Here is a 21,418-nt window from a genome sequence, read left to right as displayed (position 1 = left end):
CGGGCACCCCCTAGGCTGGCGCGGTGACGAACGCGAGTACGAGCAGGAGTGGTGACCGGGTGCTGTACGGGTGCATGGGTCTGGGCGGGAACTGGGACACCGACCCGTACGGACCCGCCGATATCGACGCCGCCGAGGCGGCCGTCGTCGCGGCCCTCGACATCGGGATCACCGCCTTCGACCACGCCGACATCTACCGCCACGGAAAGGCCGAGGCCGTCTTCGGCGAGGTGCTCGCGCGCACGCCCGGGCTGCGCGAGCGCATCACCCTCCAGACCAAGTGCGGTATCCGGCTGGGGGACAAGGACCGGCCGGGGATCTACGACCTGCGCGGGGAGAGCATCGTCCGGCGCGTCGAGGAGAGCCTGACCCGGCTGCGCACCGATGCGATCGACGTCCTCCTGCTGCACCGCCCCGATCCGCTCGCGGACGTCGACTCGATCGCCGCGGCGCTGACCTCCCTGCACCGCCAGGGCCTCGTACGGGGCTTCGGCGTGTCCAACATGGGCACCGCGCAGATCGCCCACCTCCAGGCCCGTCTCGACGTACCGCTGGCGGCGAACCAGCTGGAGATGAGCCTGCACAGCCGGGACTGGGTCGAGGCCGGGGTGCTGCTCAACACACCGCAATCCGCGGGCAACGGGTTCCCGTTCGGGACCCTGGAGCACTGCCGCGACCACGGCATCCGCCTCCAGGCCTGGGGCGCACTGGCCCAGGGCCGGTTCACCGGCCGTGAGCAGACCCCCGCCGAGCGGGCCACCGCGGCGCTGCTCACCGAGCTGGCCCGGCGCAAGGACACGACTCCCGAGTCGGTCCTGCTGTGGTGGCTGATGCGGCACCCCGCCGCCATCGCGCCGGTCATCGGCAGTGCCCGCCCCGAGCGGATTCGCGCCTGCCGCGACGCGGCGCTGCGGGAGCCCGAGCTCACGCACGAGGAGTGGTACGAGCTCTGGATCACGGCCCGCGGTGTGCCGCTGCCCTGATCCCACAGGGTGCGGTGGCAGGGGGGTATCCCCACCGGCGCCCGACCGGCCCGGGACACGGACTGCGCGAACTGAGCCGGCGGCGGCGCCGGGCGCAATGCGGACCGAGGACCCGCGCGGCCCTCGGTCCGGACGCCCCTGGGTGCGATGCCACCGCGCCGGAGCGAGGGGGCGAAACCGTCCGGCGTCCGTGTCACCGGCCCGGTCCCGCGCAACCCGTACGACGTCACACGCCTCACGGGGGTGACGGCCGGCCCGGCCGCCCGTTCCCGGTCCGGGGCCGGACTCCGGGCCACCGCAAGGGTCCTCGGGGGCGCGGCCGTCGCTCGCGTACTCCTCCGGCTTCCCGTCCCACCGTCCTTCCCGCCCGGACGAAGGTCCCAATCCGCATCCGTACTTGTGGGTACTGCGGCCGAATGGCGCCGGATTTGATAGTTCTGGACTGGTCCGGTGTGAGAAAGCTGCGGGAAGGACACGGCATGTTCGATCTACTGCGCCCGGAGACTGTCGTGTGCCCGTTCTGCAAGGCCACCGCCGCCGACGGGGCGGTCCGGACCCTGCGGACCGGGGCGGGGTCACTGTCGGTGACGTGGCACGTCCTCAACTGCCCGCACTACGCGGCCGACCGGATCCTCGCCGAGAACGAGAGCTGAGCCGGACCCGATCCGGTTCGGGGAAGGACCCGGTCCGCACCGGGGACGGCGACATGCGCGACAGGTTCCGTACAGCCAGGATGAGGGGGACCGGCGAACGAGGAGCAGCGCATGACCAGCCCAGCTGAGAGGGACCGGCGCGGACGGGCCGTGCGCAAGATCACCCGTCGTGCCGCGCACGGGCGGTGGACCGCCTCGCCCGACCGTCCCGACCCCATAGGGGTGCTGCGGCGACAGGCCACCGACCGGGTCCCCGAACTGCTGCCCATCCGCTACGGCCGGATGGCGGCGTCGCCGCTCGCCTTCCTGCGCGGAGCGGCCGCGATCATGGCCGCCGACCTGGCGGCCCAGCCCCAGACCGGCCTGACCGTCCAGCTGTGCGGCGACGCGCACCTCATGAACTTCGGCATGTTCGCCTCGCCCGAGCGCTCCCTGCTCTTCGACCTCAACGACTTCGACGAGACCTTCCCCGGCCCCTTCGAGTGGGACGTCAAGCGGCTCGCCGCGAGCGTCGCGGTGGCCGCCCGCGACAACGGGCACGGCGACGACCGCGCCGCGAGAGCGGCCCTGGCGGCGGCCCGCGCCTACCGGAGCACGATCCGGGAGCTCGCCGCACTCCCCGAGTTGGACGTCTGGTACCACCGCACCGACACCGCCGACCTACTGCCGCTCATCCGCAGGCCCGAACTGCGCGATCGGGTGGAGGCGAACCTGGCCCGCGCCCGCCGCCGTACCAGCCTGCGCGCGCTCGGCAAGCTCACCGAGGTCCGCGACGGGCGCCGGCGCATCATCCACGATCCGCCGCTGCTGGAGCCGCTCGCCCGGGCGGACTCACGGCAGGTCCACGAGATCTTCGGGAAGTACCGCAGCACCCTCCCCGAGGAGCGCCGCCTCCTCCTCGACCGCTTCCGGTTCGCCGACGCGGCCCGCAAGGTGGTCGGCGTGGGGAGCGTCGGGACCCGCTGCTTCGTCGTGCTGCTCCTCGGCCGTGACGCCGACGACCCGCTCTTCCTGCAGATCAAGGAAGCCGTGCCGTCCGTCCTGCAGGCCCACCTGCCGCCCGACGGGCACGATCACCAGGGGCACCGGGTGGTCGCCGGCCAGCGGCTCATGCAGGCCGCCGGCGATATCTTCCTCGGCTGGATGAGCGGACCCGCCGGGCGTCACTTCTACGGCCGCCAGCTGCGCGACATGAAGGGGTCGGCCGATATCGCCAGCATGACCCCGGGCGTGCTCAGCAGGTACGCCGCGTTGTGCGGCAGGGCCCTCGCCCGCGCCCATGCCCGCTCGGGCGACCGCATCGGCATCGCGGGATACCTCGGCGGGGCCGACACCTTCGACCGCGCCGTCGCGGGCTTCGCGCTCCGTTACGCGGACCGGACCCGCGCCGATCACGCCCTGCTGACCGCCGCGATCGCCGACGGGCGGCTCACCGCCACCGGTGGCGTCTAAACCCACCTGGACCCACCCGGACCCACCCGGACCCACCCGGCCTCAGGCCGGCGCGCCGCTCGGCTCCGGCTCCCGGGCGGCCCGGCGCCGCAGCGCGTCCTCGTCGGTGTCGGCATCGTAGGAGATCAGCTTCGGCAGCAGCGCGGCCAGCACCGCCACCGACGCCATGCAGGCCATACCGCCGCTCCAGAACGCCGGACGGGTGCCGGTCCAGCCGGCCATCGTGCCCGCCCGGACCTGACCGAGCTGCGGTCCCACGCTGTACGAGAGCACCTCGATGCCCGCGAGCCGGCCGCGCAGCTCCTCGGGGATCGTCTGGTTCCAGATCGTCGCCCGGCCCAGCCCGCTCACCATGTCGCCCGCGCCCGCCACCGCGAGGCACAGCAGCACGAGCCAGATGTTCGCCAACGCGCCGGCCCCCGCGATCGCCAGGCCCCAGACCGAGGCCCCGAACACCACCAGCAGCCCGTGCCGGCGCATCCCGGACATCCAGCCGCTGGTCATGCCGAGCACCAGCGAGCCCACCGCCCCGGCCGCGTACATCAGACCCAGCGCCCAGACCGCGTCGAGCTCGTCCGCGAGGAAGGGGTAGATGGCGTTCGGGAAGGCGAAGAACATCGCCGCCAGGTCCACGGCGTACGTCCCCAGCAGCACGGGCCGGCTCCACGCGTAGCGCGCGCCCTCGGCGATCCCGCGCAGCGACGGGCGCTCGGCCCCCTTCACCGGCGGCGCCGGACTGAGCCGCAGGCACAGCAGCACCGAGGCGAGGAACCCGAGGACCGTGATGGAGTAGGCCGCGGCGTGACCGGCGAACGCGACGACCACACCGGCCAGTGCCGGACCGGCGATCGCACCGAACTGGTAGCGCAGCCCGTTCAGGGCTGCGGCGGCCGTCAGCTGGTCGTGCGGCACGATCCGCGCCATCAGCGAGTCCAGGGTCGGCCGTTGGAGCCCGGCCAGCGCCGAGACCCCCGCCGCGACCACGTACAGCGGCCACAGCAGCGGATCCGGCAGCAGCGCGTTCACCAGGAGCGCCAGGGCGAGCACCCCGAGCCCGGCCTCGGTCAGCAGGATCATCCGCCGCCGGTCGACCGCATCGGCGAGGGCGCCCCCGTACAGCCCGAAGACCACCAGCGGAACGAGCTCCACCGCACCCATCGCGCCGACCGCCAGCGGCGAGTCGGTCAGGTGCTTGATCTGCAGCGGCAGCGCGATCATCGCCATGAACGAGCCGAAGTACGTCACCGTGCCCTGGTAGAACAGCAGCCTGAAGTCACGGCCGGAACGGAACGGGGCGAAATCGGGCAGTACGGCGGTCCAACGGGAGGTGCTCACGAGATGCCATCGTCCGTGGCCACCCCGGCCGAAGCAACGGATTTCCTGCGCATCGGCCCCGCATCGATCACGGACGGGCGAATCCGGAGCCCGGCGCGTGGCATCGCCGGCCCGCCGTGGCACTCATGTCTCATGCCGCCGGTGTCATCGTTCCTGCGTACGGCAGCGTCGTACGCCTGGCGCCTGCTGGTGGTCGGCGCCGCCGTCTACGCCGTCTTCTCCCTGCTCGGCCGGTTCCACGAGATCGCCGTCGCCGTCTTCCTCGGCCTCGTCGTCACCGCCCTGCTGTGGTGGCCCACCCGCCGCCTCGCGCGCGCCCTGCCCCGCTCGGTCGCCGTCGCCGTCGTCCTCCTCGGCAGCGCGATGATCCTGCTGGGCGTACTGACCCTGGTCGGCACGGCGGTGGCCGGGGAGAGCACCACCTTGGCCCGGGAGTTCCGCGAGGGACTCACCAGCATCGAGCGGTACCTGGAGCGGCCGCCGTTCCGGCTGAACCCGCACGCGCTCTCCGACCTCCAGTCCCGCCTCGGCGCGTACCTGTCGAGCCACCGCTCCACCCTGCTCAGCCAGGCGGTCAGCGGAGCCGGACGCCTGGTGCACGTCCTGACCGTGCTGGCCCTCGGGGCCTTCTGCTCGTTCCTCTTCCTGCACGGCGGCGACCGGCAGTGGTCCTGGTTCTGCGCCCAGTTGCCCCCGTCGGTGCGCGCCCGCGTGGGTATCGCCGGCGGCGCGGCCTGGCGCACCTTCACGGGCTACACGCGCGGGATCGTCCTGGTCGCGGCGACGAACGCGGTCCTGGTCGGGGTGGCGCTCTACTTCCTCGGCGTCCCGCTGGCCGTGCCGCTCGCGCTGCTGGAGTTCTTCGCCGCCTTCATCCCGCTCATCGGATCGCCGGTCGCGCTGGCGGTCGCCGCGGTGGTCGCCCTGGCCGCGAAGGGGCCGCTCATCGCGGGCCTGGTCGTCGCGCTCATCGTGATCATCGGTCAGATCGAGGGCCATCTGCTGCATCCGCTGGTGATGAGCCGGGCGGTCCGGCTGCACCCGCTGGTGGTGGCGATCTCGGTCGTCGCGGGGGCCATCGCCGCGGGAGTGGTCGGCGCGGTGGTCGCGGTTCCGCTGGTCTCGGTCACCTGGTCGGTGCACACGGCGCTGCGCGACGCCCGCCACGCGGCCGCCGGCCCGCCGGCCGACGACCTGAGCACCGACGGCGACTGAGCGGGTGGACGCCGGACACCGGCCGTCCGCGTCCTGCACAATCGCCTGATGAGCGAAGAAGACCCCTACCTGTGGCTGGAAGACGTGACCGGCGACGAGGCCCTCGCCTGGGTGCGGGAGCGCAATGCCGAGACCGTGGACGCACTGACCGGCTCCCCCGGGTTCAAGGTGCTCGAGCAGGAGATGCGCGAGGTACTGGACGACGACGGCCGGATCCCCTACGCCGTCCGTCGCGGCCGCCACCTCTACAACTTCTGGCAGGACGCCGACCACGTACGCGGACTGTGGCGGCGGACCACGCTGGAGGAGTACCGGACGGACCGGCCGGTCTGGGAGGTGGTCCTGGACCTGGACGCGCTCGCCGAGGCCGAGGACGAGAAGTGGGCGTGGGCGGGGAGCCGGGTCCTTGCCCCCGAGCACCGCCGCGCCCTCGTCCTGCTGTCGCGGGACGGCGCGGACGCCTGCGTGGTACGCGAGTTCGACCTGGAGACCCTGCAATTCGTCGAGGACGGGTTCACGGTCCCCGAGGCCAAGACCCGGATCGGATGGATCGACCGCGACCGCGTCTGGATCGGGACGGACTTCGGCCCGGGCTCGATGTCCCCCTCCGGATATCCGCTCCAGGCGCGCCGGTGGCGTCGCGGAACGCCCCTCGCGGACGCGGAGCAGGTCTACGAGGGCCGGCCGACGGACCTGTCCGCCTTCGCATGGCACGACGACACCCCCGGCTTCGAGCGAGACTTCGTCCACCGGCAGATCGACTTCTGGAACCAGGAGCTCTTCCTGCTCCAGGAGGACGGCGCCGCCCCGCCGCTGAAGATCGAGGTCCCGGACGACGCGGGCGCCTCCGTCCACCGCCGGTGGCTGACCGTCACCACCAAGTCCCCGTGGCTCGGCCACCCTGCGGGCAGCCTGCTCGCCTTCGACTTCGACGCCTTCCGGGCGGGGGAGCGCGAGGCCGAGGTGCTGTTCACCCCGGACGAGCGCACCGCGCTCGCCGGGTACAGCTGGACCCGCAACCACCTCATCCTCAGCACCCGTGCCGACGTTTCGTCCCGGATGGAGCTGCTCACCCCGGGCGAGGGTCCGGGCCCCGGCGGCTGGAGTCGCGCCCCGCTACCGGGTCTGCCGCCGCTGTCCACCGCCTCGGTCACCGGCACGGACCCGGACGTGAGCGACGAGTACTTCCACCAGGTCTCCGGCTTCCTCCAGCCCGCCACCCTCTACCGGGGGACGGCCGGTGGCGCGGGTTCCGGCGGGACGGAGAGCGGGACCGAGTCCGAGACGGAGACCGAGACCGTCAAGCAGAGCCCGGCGCTCTTCGACACCGCCGGGCTCGCCGTGCGGCAGTACTTCGCGACCTCGGCGGACGGCACGAGGGTGCCGTATTTCGTCGTCGGACCCGAGGACCGCCCGGGCCCCGGCCCCACGCTGCTCTACGGGTACGGCGGCTTCGAGATCTCCATGGTCCCGCAGTACAGCGCGGTCACCGGACGCGCCTGGCTCGCGCGCGGCGGCACGTACGTGGTCGCGGGCATCCGGGGCGGTCACGAGTACGGTCCCGGCTGGCACAAGGCTGCCCTCGGTGCGAACCGGGTCCGGGCCTACGAGGACTTCGCCGCGGTCGCCCGGGACCTCACCGCCCGGGACATCACCACCCCCGCCCAGCTGGGCATCGAGGGCGGCAGCAACGGCGGGCTGTTGATGGGCGCCGTGCTCACCCGCGAGCCGGAGCTGTTCGGGGCGGTCGTCGCGCACGTGCCGCTGCTGGACATGCTGCGCTTCCACCGGCTGCTGGCCGGGGCCAGCTGGATCGCCGAGTACGGGGATCCCGACAGCCCGGCCGACCGGCCGCACCTGGCGCGGATCTCCCCGTACCACCAGGTCCGGGCGGACGGGCCCGCGTACCCGCCGCTGCTCCTGCTGACCTCGACCCGCGACGACCGGGTGCACCCCGGTCATGCCCGCAAGATGGCCGCCCGGCTGCGCGAGTACGGCCATCCGGTCCTCTTCCACGAGCACCTCGGGGGCGGCCACGCGGGCGCCACCGACCACCGGCAGACCGCTTTCAACGAGGCGCTGGTGCACACCTTCCTGTGGGAGCGGCTGACCCCGCAGAAGTGATCGGGTACCGGGTCGCAGGTGAACGGCAGGCATCCGTACGGGGGATTTGCGGGGCCAGGGCGCTTCCGGGGGCCGGGTTGTGCCCCACGATCGGCGGATGCAGCCCCGGCCCGGGAGGACCCCCATGAGCACCCCGTACGCGTCCGCCGCCCCGTACTACGCCCGCTACCGGCCCCCGTACCCGGCGGAGCTCCACGCGCTCCTCGCGGACCGGTTCGCGCTCGACGGGTCCCGGACCGTGCTGGACCTCGGCGCCGGGCCGGGCACGCTCTCCCTGCCGCTGGCTCCGCTGGTCGAGCACGTGTACGCCGTCGATCCGGAGCCGGCCATGCTCGCCGAAGGAGGCAGGCTCGCGGCGGAGTCCGGGCGTACGAACATCTCCTGGCTGCGCGGTGACGCCGCAGGCATCGGCCGGCTGTGCCTGCCCCGGATCGACCTGTGCGTCATCGGCGGCGCCTTCCACCGGATGGACCGGGCACAGGTGCCGGCCGACCTGGACGGCATGCTCGCACCGCGCGGCGGGATCGCCGTGGTCACCTCGCTGGCGGAGCCCTGGCCGGCCGTCGTCGACGAGGTGCGCGAGCGCTTCCTCGGCCCGGACCACGGCGCGGCGCGTGCCGCGATCGAACCGGGGCACGAGATCCAGGACTTGGCGGACCGTCTCGCCAAGTCGGTGTTCTCCCGTGTGGAGATCACCACGTGGGCGCGGTCCACGCGCTGCACCCTGGACCAGTTGGTCGGCCTGGAGTTCTCCCGGGCCTGCTCCCCTCCGGCCCTGTTCGGCGACCGGAGGGACGCCTTCGAGTCCGAGCTGCGCCGCGCCCTGCTGGACCATGACCCCGGCGGTACCTACACCCGGACCGTCACCGTCGCGGCCGCGATCGCGACCAGGCCGCGGCGCTGACCCGAGCCCTGACCCGAGCCCGGGCCGGGGCCCCGGCCCGGGCGCCGGCTCAGTGATCGGGCTCGGTGGCCGCGGGACCGCGGTGCGCCAAGCGGTCGGCGGCGCGTCGGCCGCGGCTCTCCAGGGGCAGTACCCCGGTGGCCGCGGCCAGCCCGAAGGGCGGCATGTCGAAGTAGATGGCCTCGTACGAGCCTTCGGGGACGATGTACGACTCGTGCCACAGGCCCACGTGGCGGCGCAGCTTCCCCGCGCGGTCCTTGCGGTTGATGATCGACCAGGCCTTGTGGTGGAGCATGTCCGGGGCCGCGGCGTACGCGTAGAGCTTCTCCTTGGACTCCCAGTACTGGACCACGTAGTACGTGCGGGGCGAGGCGGTGAGCAGGACGTGGCCGATCAGCCCCCGGGCGGGGTCCTTGGCGAGCTCCCGGAGCATGCGGGGCATCGCCAAGGCCACGGGCAGCCAGTGGTGGGGGGCCCAGAAGTGGTTGATGCGCATGCCGATGAGGAGGACGACGACGTCCCCCTCGGCGGCTGCGGTGGTACGGCCCGGTAAGGGTTTCGCGAACACGACGGCCTCCCGATCGCCTTGTTGGATAGCTCCGCTGTCCAACCGTCACATGATTGGATAGTGGCACTCGCCAAGGGAAGGTTCAAGAGAGTGCGGCTCGCAGAACTGAGTGAGCGGAGCGGTGTGGCCATCGCCACGATCAAGTACTACCTGCGCGAAGGCCTGTTGCCGCCCGGCCACCGCGTCAGCGCGACCACCGCTGACTACGACGAGGGCCATCTGCGCAGGCTTCGGCTGGTGCGCGCGATGATCCAGGTCGGCCGGGTGCCGGTGGCGACGGTACGGGAGGTGCTCGGGCACGTCGACGACGAGTCCCTGGGCCGGACGATCCGCCTGGGGGCGGCCCTGTGGGCACTGCCCCGGGAGCCCGAACCGGCCGACGGCCAGGACGAGGGCGAGGGTGAGGACGAGGCCGCGGCCGCCGCGCGCGCCGAGGTGGACCTGCTCCTGCGGACCCTGGGCTGGTCCACCGCCCGGGAGGTGGGCGAGCTCTCGCCGGTGCACCGTTCGCTCGTGGCGGCGGTGGCCTCGCTGATGCGGCTCGGCTATCCCTGGGATGCCGCGCTCTTGGCCCCGTACGCGGAGCTGATGCACCAAGTGGCCGTACGGGACCTGGACTTCGTGGAGACCCACCCCTCGGAGGCGGAGCAGGTCGAGACCGCCGTGGCGGCGACCATCCTGTTCCGGCCGGTGCTGAACGCGCTGCACCGGCTGGCCCAGGAGGAGGAGTCGGCCCGGCGGTACGGGCTGCTGTGAGATGGCGCCGGTCCGCCCGGCCCTACTCGCAGGCGACGCCGTCGCCGTCGCGGTCGAGGTGGCGGCCGTAACCGGGGTCACCGCGGTGGACCGGTGCCGCGTCGGCAGCCCTGGCCGCCGCGCAGTTCTTGTAGTACGCGCTGCCACCGCCGCCGGACGAGGAGGAGTTGTCGGGCTCCTCGCTCTTCGGGCTGCTCGCCGGTGCGGGGCCGGCTTCCGGCTGGGCGGCGGGCGTGGGGGGAGGCGCGGAACTGGGCGTGGGAGCGGGGGTGGTGGGGGAGGGGCTGGGGCTCGGCGCGGCGGCGACCGCGGCCGGGGCGGCGGCCGTCACCGTGACCGTGACCGTCGGCGCGGGCTGCGGTTGGGCGGCCGCGGGCTGGGTCTTCGGGTCAGAGGTGGCGCCGACCAGAACGACGAACCAGATCGAGGCGAGCGCGACCGTCACGACCCGGCCGGTCCTGCCCCAGCGGGCGAGGAAGGCCAGGGCGGCGCCCACCGGCGGCACGAGGAGCGTGGCGATGACGACCGCCGGGACTGCCAACGCCGGTTGCCAGCGCGGCTGCCGGGGGTCGGCCGGGGGAAAGGGCTGCGGCTGCGGAGGCTGCGGGTGCGGTTGCGGATACACGGGTCTCCTGCCATGGACATGGAAGAGGAGCGGGCGCCCAGTTAAGCGCACCAACAGGATCCAGCCATGTGGAATAGGGAAATCAGGCCACCCGATCGTGCGTCAGGACGTCAGGACGTCAGGACATCGGCGCATCGCCGAGCGCGGTGAGCAGCTCGTGCTCGCGGGCGGTGCTCAGCCCGGCCCGGCGGGGGCGCTCCAGGCCCTCGGCGCGTTCCCATCGCAGGAGGTCCTCCAGCATCCGGGTGCGCGGGCGGTGGCTCAGCCCGGCCGCGCGCGCCGCCGCCCCGCTGCGGGCCGAGAAACCGGCCCACTGCGGATCGGGCATCCACATGGCCATCGACTCGGGGCCCATGAACGGCGCGACCCCCTGGTCGAGGAGCCAACGCGGGTCCGCCTGCGCCACCGGACCGGTATGCCCGGCCACCTGCCGCGACAGGCCGACCCAGTCGTCGAAGGAAACGACCGGCCCGACGGCGTCGAAGGTCCCGCTCGCGCCCTCCCGCGCGAGGTCCAGCAGCCAGCCCGCCAGATCGCGCACGTCGATCGCCTGGGTCGGCAGGCCGGGTGAGCGAGGGACGAGCAGGGGCCGGTCCCCCTCGCGGGCACAGCGCGCGACCCAGTAGCCCGAACGCCCGCTGCCGTCGCCCGGCCCGCCGATCAGGCCGGCCCGGGCCACGACGAGCCGGTCCCCCACCGCGGCGCGCGTGACCTCCTCGCAGGCGACCTTGGCCTCGCCGTACTCCTCCCGCCCCACGTACTGGCCCCGCGTGGGCGCCAGGAGCGCGGCCGACTCGTCGGCGCCGGGCGTGCCGTGGTCGGCGTAGGCGCTGACGGAGGAGACGTAGGTCCAGTGCCGGGCCCGTTCCGCGAGGGCCGCGAGCGCGTCGCGGACGAAGGCCGGCTGCCAGGACACCTCCAGCACGGCGTCCCAGTCCCGCCCGAGCAGCTCCGCGTAGGCGGACTCCTCGCTCCGATCGGCCGTCACCAGCCGTGCCCCCGGGGCGACGGCGCCGCTCTCGCCGCGCGCCAGGCAGGTCACCGTGTGGCCCCGCTCCAGCGCCTGCCGCGTGATCTCACGCCCCAACCACGCGGTACCGCCCAGCACAAGAACATCCATCGGGCCACCTCAGCACACCGAGGACCCGCCGGCGATCCCGGTTCGCGCTCGGCGAAGAGGAGGACCGGCGGCCGCGGGAGCGCCCGGCGCGATCGTCACAGGTCCCGCCGCATGCAGACGCGGGGCCAGCGGTCCAGGCCGTGCGCCGCCTCGCGGTCGCGGATCTCCCGCAGCCCGGGGGTCAGCCCGGCATCGTCCAGGAGCCGGAAACCGCAGCGCACGTAGTACGGGGCGTTCCACGGGACCTCGGTGAAGGTGGTCAGGGTCAGTGCGGGCACGCCCCCGCGCACCGCGAACTCCGCCAGGTGCTCCAGCAGGCCGTGGCCGAGCCCGCGACGCGCCCGGTCCGGATGGACGGACACCTGCTCGACGTGCAGGTTGCCCTCGACGTACTCGGCGATCAGGTAGGCCCCGGGGGTGTCGGCACCGTCGACCGACACCCAGGCCAGGCCGGCCTGTTGGTAGGGGGCCAGCTCGTCGAGCGTCAGCGGCTCGTCGTCGGCGATCTCCGGCATGCCGATGTCCCGGAAGCAGCGCCCGGCCGCCCTCTCGATGTCCTGGAGGAGGGTCAGTTCGTCCGGCCGTGCTGAGCGGATAGCCATGGCCGCATTGTCGCGGCAGGCCCGCTCGAGGGCACCCGAGTATCGGGCACGCGTCCATTCCCCGCCCGCCCGGAGGCTGATTCTGTGCTCCGTCCGAGTTCTCTTCGGTGCCCGTTCGGCCGCAGCGGCGCAGGCATGATCATCATTTTGGCGCCACGTCGGTTTGATACGGCTATGCCACGAATGCGACGGAGACAACCGATCAAGGCGTGGGGCGCCGTGGCTGCGGTGACGGGGGCCATGCTGGTCGTCGCCGCAGCACCGGGCCGGGCCCCCGATCCGGACACCGCGGAGGGGACCCCCGCGGGCGCCCCGCGCGAGGCCGCGGTCACCCTGCTGGTCGGGAGGGTGCTGGACGAGGGCCGCGAGTCCGACGAGGGGCCCTGTGCGGTGCGCACGGTCCGGCCCGGACTGTGCAACGGCTGGCAGGAGCAGCGGGTACGGGCCACCGCGCGTGGAATGGGTTCCGTACTGGAGGAGCCTTCCCTCGGCGGCACGGTGCAGGCCGCGCGGGTGCAGGTGCTCCCGACGGACTCCGGCGGGCCGCTCCAGATCGCCGTCGCCGACGCCGGCCGCCTCACGGACGTGACCGTACGCGACGGGCGCGGCCGCCACCTGGCCGGTGGGCTCACCCCGGACAGCGGGCGCTGGCTCAACCGCGAGCCGCTGCGGGCGGGGGAGACCTACACCGTGCAGGTCGGCGCCCAGGACGCGGCCGGGATCCCGGTCGGCGTGACCATGGCGTTCCGGACCGCGCCACCCGTGGACGGGGGCAGGCTGACGGTCGAATTCGGGCCGCTCCCGGGCACGTACGGCGCGGGAGAGATCGTGACGGCCGGTCTCAGCCGCCCGGTGCCCGCCGGCGACCTCCCGGCCCGCGCCCGGCTGGAGCGGGCCCTGCAGGTGACCTCGGAGCCGCATGTCGAGGGCGCCTGGCACTGGGTCGACGAATCGACCCTGCACTTCAGGCCGCGTACGTACTGGCCCGCCCACACCGTCGTCCGCGTCCGCAGCGGCCTCGACGGGGTCGAGGTCGGGGACCACGACTACGGCGGCCCCTCCGACGAGGTGCAGTTCACGATCGCCGACCGGATCGAGGCCGTCACCGACTCCGCCACCCACCGGATGACCGTACGCCGCAACGGACGGGTCATCAGGACGATCCCGGTCACCACCGGGAAGGAGGGCTTCAGGACGCGCAGCGGCATCAAGGTCGTGCTGGGCAAGGAACCCAAGGTCCGGATGCGCGGCGACACCGTCGGCATCAAGCGCGGTACCAGCGAGTTCTACGACCTGCCCGTCTCGTACGCGACCCGGGTGACCTGGAGCGGCGAGTACATCCACGCCGCGCCCTGGTCGGTCGAGTCGCAGGGAGAGGAGAACGTCAGCCACGGCTGCACGGGCATGAGCACCGAGGACGCCGCCTGGTTCTTCGAGACCGTCCGCGAGGGCGACATCGTGGAGGTGGTCAACAGCGGCGGAGAGAAGATGGCCCCCTTCGACAACGGCTTCGGCGACTGGAACGTGGACTGGCGGACGTGGCTCTCCGGCAGCGCGCTGGCCACCGTCGACAGCGGCCCGGCGAGTTCAATGAGCACCCCGTCCAGGCTGCACCCGACGACCTGACCGCAGTGCCCGCCCCGGCGGCCGGGAGCGGGCGTCCGCTCCCGGCCAGGGTGGTTCGCCCGGTCTCAGGCCCTCTGGCTCTGGGCCGGGGTCTTCGCTGCCTTGATGCGCCTGGGCTCCTCGACATTCGCGAAATTCGATGGTCATGAGGTCTCTTCGGGAACGTGCCGTGCCCGCCGGTACGGGAACACGGCGGCGCAGGCCAGGGCGACGGCAAGACCGGCCAGTACGGAGACGCACACGTTGATCGACATGGAGACGTGCTCCACCGTCGAGCCGTCGGAGTAGATGCAGGCGTTGCGAAGGGGCCAGTGGTCCTGCTCCAGGCCCGTCAACTGCGCGCCGGACGCGTTCCCGTCCTCGCACAGCTCCGGGAACGGCCCCCCGAGGGTGACGGAGAACCAGCCGTAGCTGTACAGGGCCGTGGACGGGAAGCCGAGGAGCAGGGCGAGGGCCGCACTGATCCTGGACGGCGATCGGGGCGGGTTCCTCAGCATGAGGACGATCACCACGATGCACGCCGGCACTGCCGCCACGCTGATGAGCAGGAGCAGGCCCATCAAAGGCGTCTGCAAGGCGTCTCCTCCTCCTGATCCGGCCATGTCTTTCCCTCACCGTTGGTCAACGGCGAGCGCGGGCCCGCACCTGCGGGTTCTCCGTGCACCGCGACTGCTCCCGAGCGGGACCGTCTTGGACACCCTCAGTATCTGACCTACGATCACCGCATGATCGCAGGAGTGATGTTCGACTTCTCAGGCACGCTGCTGCGCGTCGAGTCGACCGCGGAGTGGCTCGACGCCGCCCTCGCCGAGACCGGTAACGCACTGACCGAGGAGGATTCCGGCGAGACGGTGCGGCGGCTCACCGAGTACGGCGCACTGCCCGGTGGGCCATCGCCCCACCACATGCCCGAGCACCTCGAAGCCCTCTGGGGCCAGCGGGACATCAGCGCCGATCAGCACCGGGCGGCCTACGGCGGGCTGACCCGGGCGGCGGGCATCACGGATCCGGAGCTGGCCGAGGCCCTCTACCACCGTCACATGGCCCCCGCCGCCTGGCGTCCGTACCCGGACACCGCACCGGTCCTGCGCGAACTGCGCCGACGGGGGCTCCCGGTGGCGGTGGTCAGCAACATCGGCTGGGACCTGCGGCCCGTCTTCCGCGCGCACGGCCTCGACGAGCTGGTCGACGCCTACGTGCTCTCCTTCGAGCTGGGCACCCAGAAGCCCGACCCGGTGATCTTCCGGGCCGCGTGCGACCGGCTCGGCCTGGCTCCCGCCGATGTGCTGATGGTCGGGGACGACCGCCGCGCGGACGGCGGCGCCGGGGCGCTCGGCTGCCCGGTGCACTTCGTCGACCACCTCCCGGTCGACCGGCGGCCCGCCGGCCTGTCCCCGCTCCTGCAGCTGCTCGCGCCCGCGTAGCGCGCGCAGCGCCCGTACCCCCATGACGGGCGTGGCGCGCGGGGTACGGAGCGCGGGGCCTGGATCCGGCGGGGCGTCGGCCGCCGCACATCAGCGGCGCCGGGCGATGGTCACCCCGTCGCGCACCGGGAGCATCACCGCGTCCACCCGCTCGTCGAGCGTGATCAGTTCGTTCAGGTGGCGCATCGCCAGGTGGTGCTCCTCCTGGTAGGCCGGATCGAGGACGCGGCCGCCGAGGAACACGTTGTCCAGCACCACCAGCCCACCCGGTCGCAGCCGGCGCACGATCTCCTCGTAGTAGGCGGGGTAGTTGTGCTTGTCGGCGTCGATGAACGCGATGTCGATGACCGGCTCGTCGTCGAGCGCGCGCAGGGTGTCCAGCGCGGGAGCGATGCGCAGGTCGATCCGGTCGGCGACGCCCGCACGCTCCCAGTACGGCTTGCCGATCGCGGTCCACTCCTCGCTGACATCGCAGGCGAGCAGCCGGCCTCCGTCGGCCAGGCCGCGGGCGATGCAGAGGGTCGAGTAGCCCGTGAAGACGCCGACCTCGACCGCGAAGCGGGCACCGGTCAGCCGGGTCAGCATCGTGAGCAGGGTGCCCTCGTCGGCGGAGATCTGCATGCGCGCGGCGCCGGAGGTGGCCTCGCGGGTGGCGGCGGCCAGCTCGCCGAGGACGGCGTCGGCCGGCGTGTGGTGGCCCAGCAGGTACTCGTCGACGACGGGGTGGACGGGCTCCAGCGCGCCGCCGTCGACCGGGGCGGACCACTCGACGGAGAGTTCCTCCTGGGTGGCGAAGCCCACCAGGTGGCGGGTGACGACGTCCTGGACCCTGGCCAGCGACTCGGCATCGACCGCGGTGGCGGTCAGCTCCAGCCGGTCCGGGGTGGGGGTGAGACTGCAACTCCCGGCGGTCAAGGTGATCACCCCGCGTCCGTCCGGGGTGAGGGTGGTGGTGGCCTTGTGGCCCATGTGCGAGACGAGCTGCTTGATGTAGCGGGCGGGGCGGGTGGTGACGACACGAGCTGTGGCGAGCGGCATCGGGCTCCTTGGGGCTCTCGGATCAAGCGACGAGAATCCTCGCCACTTCATTGAGGGGGATTCTGGGGTCGGCGGGAAGGAGTTGTCAAAAGTGTTTAATTTCGTGGACACTTCGACTCATGGCAGAAGAGCGGCCGCCCGCGAACGGGAGCGATGCCCACCAGGACGAACCACGCGAGGACGAGCAACCCCGCGACGAGCAGGGACACCTCGTGCTGCGCTCGCCCGAGCAGTTCAAGGCTCTCGGGCACCCGGTGCGCCACCGCATGGTCAACGTGCTGCGCCAGCGTCCGGCGACGCTGCGCCAGCTCGCCGAAGTGCTCGGGATGAGCAAGGGCACCATCGGCTACCACGTGCGCGTGCTGCGCGAGGCGGGACTGGTCCGACTGTCCGAGACCCGACAGGTGCGCGGTGGTACCGAGCAGTACTTCGCGCTGGTCAGCCATGGCTTCAAACTGCACCAGGACGCGGCGGTCGGGCCGGAGTTCCTGATCAACGCCGCGCTCGGCGAGATGCTGCCCAGCCGGCCCGACCAGGCCTCGCACACCGTACTGCGTCACCTGTGGCTCACCGATGTCGAGGCGCACGCGCTGGAGGCCCGCCTGCGCGCGATGGCCGCCGAGCCGTATCCGGCGGACCTCGCGCACGGAGAGCCGTACGGACTGCTGGTCAGCCTCTTCCGGGCCGACGTGCCCAACCTTCCGACGGACGAGGGCTCATGAACCCCCTGCCACGGTCGGCCGGGACCATCGGTCGCCGCTCGCGCGGTGTGGCATCCTCGGGCCCATGACCGAGACCAGGCCCGGCACGAACGACGGACTCGCGCTCAATCGCGCCCTGTGGGACGTGTGGGCCACCGTGCACGGCTCCGCCCCCACCGACCTGTTCTACGACGTCGAGGGGTTCGTCGCCGGACGCCAGACCCTGCGCTCGCTCGAACGCGGGCTCGCGGGGGACGTGACCGGGCTCGACCTGCTGCACCTCCACTGCCACTTCGGCATGGACACGCTGAACTGGGCGCGGCTCGGAGCCCGGGTCACGGGTGTCGACTTCTCACCGATCGCGATCGAACGGGCCCGCCTGCTGGCCGAGCGGACGGGCCTGCCCGCGACCTTCGTCGAAGCCGACACCCAGCGCCTGCCCGCGAACCTGGCCGGCGGCTTCGACCTCGTCGTCGCCACGTACGGGGTCCTGTGCTGGATCGCCGACCTCGACGCCTGGATGCGCGGCGCGGCGACGGCCCTGCGACCCGGCGGACGTTTGGTCCTGGTGGATCTGCACCCGGCCTGCCAGGCGGTCGCCACCCTGGAGCCGCTCCTCGTCGACTGGCCCTACGGCGGGGGCGAACCCCACCGTGAAACGGTCACCGGCACCTACGCCGACCCGGCCCTGAGTCTGCCCGCCCAGGAAACCGTGCAGTACCCGTACTCGATCGGCGAGATCGTCACGGCGGCCGCGACCGCGGGCCTCACGATCAAACACCTCGGCGAGCACGTCGACGCCGAGTTCGACCCCCGCGGCATCCTGGTCCGGGGCGAGGACGGCCGGTACCGGTTGCCGTTCGGGGACTCCCACCTGCCCGTCCTGTACTCCCTGCGTGCGGACTCGCCGGCCACGCACTAGGTCTTCCCCGGCGGAGCCCCTGGCGGCGGCCGACACACCCCCCGGCCCGACTGTGGCGGTCACGCACATGGGAGCCGCCCACCGCCGTCCCGGATGATTGCGGGCATGACAAGCGGATTCCCTCCCGTGCCCCACGGGACAGCAGCCGCCGGAGTCGACCTGGCGGGCCGTACCGCCCTGGTGACCGGCGCCGGCAGCGGCATAGGGCGGGCCTGCGCCACGGCGCTCGCCGCGGCCGGGGCCCTGGTGCACGTGGTGGACATGGACGCCGCCGCGGCGAAGTCCGTCGCGCAGGCGATCGGCGGGCGGGCGCACGTCGTGGACCTGGCCCGCGCCGAGGCCGTCGAGGAGCTGCCGGCCGACATCGACGTCCTGGTCAACAACGCCGGGCTCCAGCACGTCGCCCCGCTGGCCGATTTCCCCCCGGACCGGTTCGCGCTCATGCAGCGCGTGATGGTGCACGCGCCGTTCCTGCTGATCCGCAGAGCCCTGCCGCACATGTGCGGCGGGGGCTGGGGCCACGTCGTGAACATCTCCAGCGTGCACGGGCTGCGGGCCAGCGCGTACAAGGCCGGCTACGTGACCGCGAAGCACGGCCTCGAAGGGCTGAGCAAAGTGACCGCGGTCGAGGGCGCCCCGCACGGGGTCACCAGCAACTGTGTGAACCCCGGCTATGTCCGCACCCCGCTGGTGGAGCGGCAGATCGAGGCCCAGGCCGCCGCACACGGCATCGACGCCGGGCAGGTGGTCTCCGAGGTGCTGCTGAGCCGCTCCGCGGTCAAGCGGCTGATCGAGCCGGAGGAGGTCGCCGCCACCGTCCTGTGGCTGTGCGGCCCGCACACCGGCTACGTCACGGGCGCTTCGATCCCCCTGGACGGTGGCTGGAGCGCCGCCTGAGCGCGGCCGTGGCGCTCAGAAACCGGGCAGGGCGCCCGAGACGCGGTGCCACAGGGAGCGGGTGGCTCCGAAGCCGCTCTCGTGCACCCAGACGTGCGTGCACCCGGGGCACTGGAGGTGGAGCAGGCTGCCGGTAGTCGTGAGCAGGTAGCGCCAGTGGGCGGAGCACGTACGCCGCTGCTCGCAGGGGTCGCAGCCGCGCGCGTCCTCGCACTTCGGACAGGCCACCCAGGCGCGGCGCCCGGGATCGGCCTGCGGGTCAAGCGGCAGCACGGCCGTCTCCGCGGGCGGGCAGCACACCGGCCGCGACCAGGTCGTCGTAGACGCGCTGCTGGTCGGCGTCGAGCCCGGAGTACAGGAGGTCGTAGGCGGCCTCCTCGCCGAGGAGCACCTCCACCGGATCCCAGTCCGGGCCGAGGGCCGCCATCACCTGGGCGCGCCGGAGCACCTCCTGCGAGGTGAGGTCGACGGTGAAATCGACCAGCTCGGACGCGTCGGGGATACCGGAGGCGTCGGAGGGAGGGGTGGGGTCGTGGGGGGCCATGCCATCAAAGTTAGGCAACCCTTCCTTCCCTGGTCAAGGGAGGGTGGGCGGAGTCACAGCCCGCGGACCGGGGCGCCGCGGGCTCCGGCGGGGGCGGGGAGGGCGCGGGTGGCGGACCCGGCAGGGTGCGGTCGGGCGGGCCGCGGGCGATGTGACAAATGTAATGGCCTGTCAAGGTGCTTCTCGGTCTGGAGGTTGATGCCCGGTTCGTTCTGGCGGAGGAGGTCGCCGTGCGGGTCGGCGCGAAGAATGGAGAGTGACCAAGATCGCCGGGCCCCACCGGGCCATCGACGAGGAGGCGCCGTGCCCCACACCCGTTCCGCCGACCGAACCGCACCACGACTGCGTCGCGCCGCCTCGGTCACGGCCGTAGCGATAGCCCTGCTCGCGGGCCTCGCACCGGCCGCCGGCGCCGCGAGCGCCGAGACGCCGACCGCCTACGGACCGGCCGCCGGCCGGCACCTCGACCGGACCCGGCTGCAGACGGGGCTGAACGCGATCCAGCAGGCGGGGGTGTACGGCGTCTACTCAGCGGTCCGCGACGGCCGCGAGCGCTTCGACGGCGCCGCGGGCCTCGCCGACGTCGCGACCGGGCGCACGGTCCGCCCCGACCTCCGGCACCGGGTCGGCAGCGTCACCAAGACCTTCACCGCCGTCGCCGTCCTCCAGCAGTCCGCGAAGGGCCGGGTGGACCTCGACCGGCCCGTCGGCGACTACGTGCCCGAGCTGCTGCCGGGCGAGCGCGGCCGCACGGTGACCGTACGCATGCTGCTCAACCACACCAGCGGCATCCACGACTACATCGCGGACGCCTTCCCCTCCCTCCTGAAGGGGACCACGGAGAGCCTGGACGACCACCGGTACCGCACGATCCGGCCCGCCGAGCTGATCGGCTTCGGGGTGGCCCGGCCGCAGCTGTTCGAGCCCGGCACCGACTGGTCCTACTCCAACACCAACTACCTGCTGCTGGGCGAGGTGCTCCGCAAGGTGACCGGCCAGGACCCGGAGCGGCTGATCACCCACGACGTGATCCGGCGCGCGGGTCTGCGCGACACCTACTTCCCGGGCACCGACCCGCGCATCCGCGGCGCCCACGCCCGTATGTACGAGAGCTTTTACGGGATCATCGACCCGCCGCGCGACTACAGCGACTACAACATGACCTGGGCCGGCACCGCCGGAGCGCTCGTCTCCACCCCGCAGGACCTCAACACCTTCTACCGCGCCCTGCTGGGCGGCGACCTCCTGCCGCGCCGCCAGCTGGACCAGATGCGCACCACCGTCGATGTCAAGGACGAGACGGGGGCCGTGGCCATGCGCTACGGCCTCGGCATCTACACCCTGGACACGCCGTGCGGCCCGGCCTGGGGCCACGACGGGGGAGTCTTCGGCGCCGGCACCTGGGCCCTGTCCAGCCCGGACGGCAAGCGCCAGTTCGCCATCGGGTACAACCTGATGAAGTACCAGCGCCTCAACGAGAGCGGCACGGCCTTCGACCCGCACCCGGCCGACGCCGCGATGAGGGACTACCGCGACCAGTCCCTCTGCGGCACCGCGGCGCCGAGGCCGCCGGACGCGGCCGGGAAGAACCGCTCCGCCGGTACCCCGCCGACCGAGGCCCCTTCGGCCCCGGCCCCGTCGTCCGAGGCCCCGGGCACTCTCCGCGTACTGCCCCCGACCATGCCGGCGCTCCCCGGACCGCTGTCGGGCCCCATTCGCTGACCGGGCCCGGGAACGTCCGGCCGACCGCCCCGGGGGAACGTCCGGCCGGACGGCGCCCTCAGCTCCGCTTGTCCTCGACGTGGACGAGACGGTGAGCTCGGTGCCGTCCCGATGGCGCTCGGCACGGCCGAACAGTCCGCAAGGGGACTGCTCCCGCCCGCGGATCCGCGGACATCGAGGTCTTACGGATCAGTGACATGCGGTCCG

The 21,418-nt window shown here is 72.9% G+C and carries 22 protein-coding genes; 13 read left to right on the top strand and 9 right to left on the bottom strand.

Annotation, left to right across the window (positions count from 1 at the left end; genetic code table 11):
- Positions 1-23 precede the first annotated feature (23 nt).
- The 3 genes from ACIQZO_RS10040 to ACIQZO_RS10030 all read left to right on the top strand — a co-directional run bounded on the left by ACIQZO_RS10040 (position 24) and on the right by ACIQZO_RS10030 (position 3,088).
- Positions 24-983: an aldo/keto reductase family oxidoreductase gene (locus ACIQZO_RS10040; RefSeq protein ID WP_403622856.1), complete on the top strand. Its 960-nt coding sequence runs from the start codon at positions 24-26 to the stop codon at positions 981-983.
- A 479-nt stretch (positions 984-1,462) separates the two neighbouring features.
- Entirely contained in the window at positions 1,463-1,636 is a 174-nt protein-coding gene (locus ACIQZO_RS10035) for a hypothetical protein (protein ID WP_403622854.1), read from the top strand.
- 111 nt (positions 1,637-1,747) lie between these two features.
- On the top strand, positions 1,748-3,088 hold the full coding sequence (locus tag ACIQZO_RS10030) for a DUF2252 domain-containing protein (RefSeq protein ID WP_403622851.1): 1,341 nt from the start codon (positions 1,748-1,750) through the stop codon (positions 3,086-3,088).
- A 42-nt stretch (positions 3,089-3,130) separates the two neighbouring features.
- Here ACIQZO_RS10030 and ACIQZO_RS10025 read toward each other — a convergent pair whose 3' ends face one another.
- The gene (locus tag ACIQZO_RS10025) at positions 3,131-4,423 is read right to left on the bottom strand and encodes an MFS transporter (RefSeq protein WP_403622848.1); all 1,293 of its coding nucleotides are present in this window, start codon (positions 4,421-4,423) and stop codon (positions 3,131-3,133) included.
- A gap of 132 nt (positions 4,424-4,555) precedes the next feature.
- On the opposite strand from ACIQZO_RS10025, the gene ACIQZO_RS10020 reads away from it, so the two are divergent.
- The 3 genes from ACIQZO_RS10020 (at position 4,556) to ACIQZO_RS10010 (ending at position 8,666) form a co-directional block, all read left to right on the top strand.
- On the top strand, positions 4,556-5,638 hold the full coding sequence (locus ACIQZO_RS10020; protein WP_403622845.1) for an AI-2E family transporter: 1,083 nt from the start codon (positions 4,556-4,558) through the stop codon (positions 5,636-5,638).
- Between the two features lie 48 nt (positions 5,639-5,686).
- On the top strand, positions 5,687-7,762 hold the full coding sequence (locus tag ACIQZO_RS10015; RefSeq protein WP_403622842.1) for a prolyl oligopeptidase family protein: 2,076 nt from the start codon (positions 5,687-5,689) through the stop codon (positions 7,760-7,762).
- Positions 7,763-7,886: 124 nt separating this feature from the next.
- Positions 7,887-8,666, top strand: a complete 780-nt coding sequence (locus ACIQZO_RS10010) for a class I SAM-dependent methyltransferase (RefSeq protein ID WP_403622839.1) — start codon at positions 7,887-7,889, stop codon at positions 8,664-8,666.
- A 49-nt stretch (positions 8,667-8,715) separates the two neighbouring features.
- Here the strand turns inward: ACIQZO_RS10010 and ACIQZO_RS10005 are convergent, their stop codons facing one another.
- Entirely contained in the window at positions 8,716-9,234 is a 519-nt protein-coding gene (locus tag ACIQZO_RS10005; RefSeq protein WP_403622836.1) for a DUF4188 domain-containing protein, read from the bottom strand.
- A gap of 90 nt (positions 9,235-9,324) precedes the next feature.
- Between ACIQZO_RS10005 and ACIQZO_RS10000 the strand changes: the two genes are divergently transcribed.
- A complete protein-coding gene (locus tag ACIQZO_RS10000; RefSeq protein WP_403622833.1) occupies positions 9,325-9,990 on the top strand; it encodes a MerR family transcriptional regulator in 666 nt (221 codons plus the stop codon).
- 22 nt (positions 9,991-10,012) lie between these two features.
- On the opposite strand, the gene ACIQZO_RS09995 is transcribed toward ACIQZO_RS10000, so the two are convergent.
- The 3 genes from ACIQZO_RS09995 to ACIQZO_RS09985 all read right to left on the bottom strand — a co-directional run bounded on the left by ACIQZO_RS09995 (position 10,013) and on the right by ACIQZO_RS09985 (position 12,337).
- Positions 10,013-10,615 (bottom strand): excalibur calcium-binding domain-containing protein, encoded by a 603-nt coding sequence (locus tag ACIQZO_RS09995; protein WP_403622830.1) that lies wholly within the window; start codon positions 10,613-10,615, stop codon positions 10,013-10,015.
- Positions 10,616-10,733: 118 nt separating this feature from the next.
- Positions 10,734-11,735, bottom strand: coding sequence for an NAD-dependent epimerase/dehydratase family protein (locus ACIQZO_RS09990; RefSeq protein WP_403622827.1), 1,002 nt, complete (start codon positions 11,733-11,735; stop codon positions 10,734-10,736).
- 95 nt (positions 11,736-11,830) lie between these two features.
- Complete coding sequence (locus ACIQZO_RS09985; protein ID WP_403622825.1) at positions 11,831-12,337, bottom strand: GNAT family N-acetyltransferase; 507 nt, start codon at positions 12,335-12,337, stop codon at positions 11,831-11,833.
- A gap of 219 nt (positions 12,338-12,556) precedes the next feature.
- On the opposite strand from ACIQZO_RS09985, the gene ACIQZO_RS09980 reads away from it, so the two are divergent.
- A complete protein-coding gene (locus ACIQZO_RS09980; protein ID WP_403622822.1) occupies positions 12,557-13,963 on the top strand; it encodes an Ig-like domain-containing protein in 1,407 nt (468 codons plus the stop codon).
- 143 nt (positions 13,964-14,106) lie between these two features.
- On the opposite strand, the gene ACIQZO_RS09975 is transcribed toward ACIQZO_RS09980, so the two are convergent.
- Positions 14,107-14,538, bottom strand: coding sequence for a hypothetical protein (locus tag ACIQZO_RS09975; RefSeq protein WP_403622819.1), 432 nt, complete (start codon positions 14,536-14,538; stop codon positions 14,107-14,109).
- Between the two features lie 150 nt (positions 14,539-14,688).
- Between ACIQZO_RS09975 and ACIQZO_RS09970 the strand changes: the two genes are divergently transcribed.
- Positions 14,689-15,387 (top strand): HAD family hydrolase, encoded by a 699-nt coding sequence (locus tag ACIQZO_RS09970; protein WP_403622816.1) that lies wholly within the window; start codon positions 14,689-14,691, stop codon positions 15,385-15,387.
- Between the two features lie 90 nt (positions 15,388-15,477).
- On the opposite strand, the gene ACIQZO_RS09965 is transcribed toward ACIQZO_RS09970, so the two are convergent.
- The gene (locus ACIQZO_RS09965; RefSeq protein ID WP_403622813.1) at positions 15,478-16,425 is read right to left on the bottom strand and encodes a DUF2218 domain-containing protein; all 948 of its coding nucleotides are present in this window, start codon (positions 16,423-16,425) and stop codon (positions 15,478-15,480) included.
- Positions 16,426-16,544: 119 nt separating this feature from the next.
- Between ACIQZO_RS09965 and ACIQZO_RS09960 the strand changes: the two genes are divergently transcribed.
- The 3 genes from ACIQZO_RS09960 (at position 16,545) to ACIQZO_RS09950 (ending at position 18,945) form a co-directional block, all read left to right on the top strand.
- The gene (locus ACIQZO_RS09960; protein WP_403622810.1) at positions 16,545-17,147 is read left to right on the top strand and encodes an ArsR/SmtB family transcription factor; all 603 of its coding nucleotides are present in this window, start codon (positions 16,545-16,547) and stop codon (positions 17,145-17,147) included.
- 64 nt (positions 17,148-17,211) lie between these two features.
- Complete coding sequence (locus ACIQZO_RS09955; RefSeq protein WP_403622807.1) at positions 17,212-18,048, top strand: class I SAM-dependent methyltransferase; 837 nt, start codon at positions 17,212-17,214, stop codon at positions 18,046-18,048.
- A gap of 105 nt (positions 18,049-18,153) precedes the next feature.
- Positions 18,154-18,945: a 3-hydroxybutyrate dehydrogenase gene (locus tag ACIQZO_RS09950; RefSeq protein WP_403622804.1), complete on the top strand. Its 792-nt coding sequence runs from the start codon at positions 18,154-18,156 to the stop codon at positions 18,943-18,945.
- Between the two features lie 15 nt (positions 18,946-18,960).
- Here the strand turns inward: ACIQZO_RS09950 and ACIQZO_RS09945 are convergent, their stop codons facing one another.
- On the bottom strand, positions 18,961-19,218 hold the full coding sequence (locus ACIQZO_RS09945; RefSeq protein ID WP_403622801.1) for a hypothetical protein: 258 nt from the start codon (positions 19,216-19,218) through the stop codon (positions 18,961-18,963).
- Positions 19,205-19,489: a DUF6400 family protein gene (locus tag ACIQZO_RS09940; protein ID WP_403622798.1), complete on the bottom strand. Its 285-nt coding sequence runs from the start codon at positions 19,487-19,489 to the stop codon at positions 19,205-19,207. The genes ACIQZO_RS09945 and ACIQZO_RS09940 overlap by 14 nt, the downstream gene beginning before the upstream one ends.
- A gap of 303 nt (positions 19,490-19,792) precedes the next feature.
- On the opposite strand from ACIQZO_RS09940, the gene ACIQZO_RS09935 reads away from it, so the two are divergent.
- The gene (locus tag ACIQZO_RS09935; protein WP_403622795.1) at positions 19,793-21,211 is read left to right on the top strand and encodes a serine hydrolase domain-containing protein; all 1,419 of its coding nucleotides are present in this window, start codon (positions 19,793-19,795) and stop codon (positions 21,209-21,211) included.
- The last annotated feature ends 207 nt before the right edge of the window (positions 21,212-21,418 follow it).

The organism is Streptomyces sp. NPDC097617 (assembly GCF_044761485.1).
Classification (GTDB): domain Bacteria; phylum Actinomycetota; class Actinomycetes; order Streptomycetales; family Streptomycetaceae; genus Streptomyces.
Note: the sequence above shows the minus strand (reverse complement) of the source record. Positions and strands in the feature narration are given on the sequence as shown.

Bases quoted from the DNA above. Each gene is read 5' to 3' on its own strand.
- ACIQZO_RS10020 (WP_403622845.1), top strand. From the start codon at position 4,556: ATGCCGCCGGTGTCATCGTTCCTGCGTACGGCAGCGTCGTACGCCTGG.
- ACIQZO_RS09940 (WP_403622798.1), bottom strand. From the start codon at position 19,489: ATGGCCCCCCACGACCCCACCCCTCCCTCCGACGCCTCCGGTATCCCC.
- ACIQZO_RS09950 (WP_403622804.1), top strand. From the start codon at position 18,154: ATGACAAGCGGATTCCCTCCCGTGCCCCACGGGACAGCAGCCGCCGGA.
- ACIQZO_RS09970 (WP_403622816.1), top strand. From the start codon at position 14,689: ATGATCGCAGGAGTGATGTTCGACTTCTCAGGCACGCTGCTGCGCGTC.
- ACIQZO_RS10035 (WP_403622854.1), top strand. From the start codon at position 1,463: ATGTTCGATCTACTGCGCCCGGAGACTGTCGTGTGCCCGTTCTGCAAG.
- ACIQZO_RS09985 (WP_403622825.1), bottom strand. From the start codon at position 12,337: ATGGCTATCCGCTCAGCACGGCCGGACGAACTGACCCTCCTCCAGGAC.
- ACIQZO_RS09990 (WP_403622827.1), bottom strand. From the start codon at position 11,735: ATGGATGTTCTTGTGCTGGGCGGTACCGCGTGGTTGGGGCGTGAGATC.
- ACIQZO_RS10015 (WP_403622842.1), top strand. From the start codon at position 5,687: ATGAGCGAAGAAGACCCCTACCTGTGGCTGGAAGACGTGACCGGCGAC.
- ACIQZO_RS09955 (WP_403622807.1), top strand. From the start codon at position 17,212: ATGACCGAGACCAGGCCCGGCACGAACGACGGACTCGCGCTCAATCGC.
- ACIQZO_RS09965 (WP_403622813.1), bottom strand. From the start codon at position 16,425: ATGCCGCTCGCCACAGCTCGTGTCGTCACCACCCGCCCCGCCCGCTAC.
- ACIQZO_RS10010 (WP_403622839.1), top strand. From the start codon at position 7,887: ATGAGCACCCCGTACGCGTCCGCCGCCCCGTACTACGCCCGCTACCGG.
- ACIQZO_RS09960 (WP_403622810.1), top strand. From the start codon at position 16,545: ATGGCAGAAGAGCGGCCGCCCGCGAACGGGAGCGATGCCCACCAGGAC.
- ACIQZO_RS10030 (WP_403622851.1), top strand. From the start codon at position 1,748: ATGACCAGCCCAGCTGAGAGGGACCGGCGCGGACGGGCCGTGCGCAAG.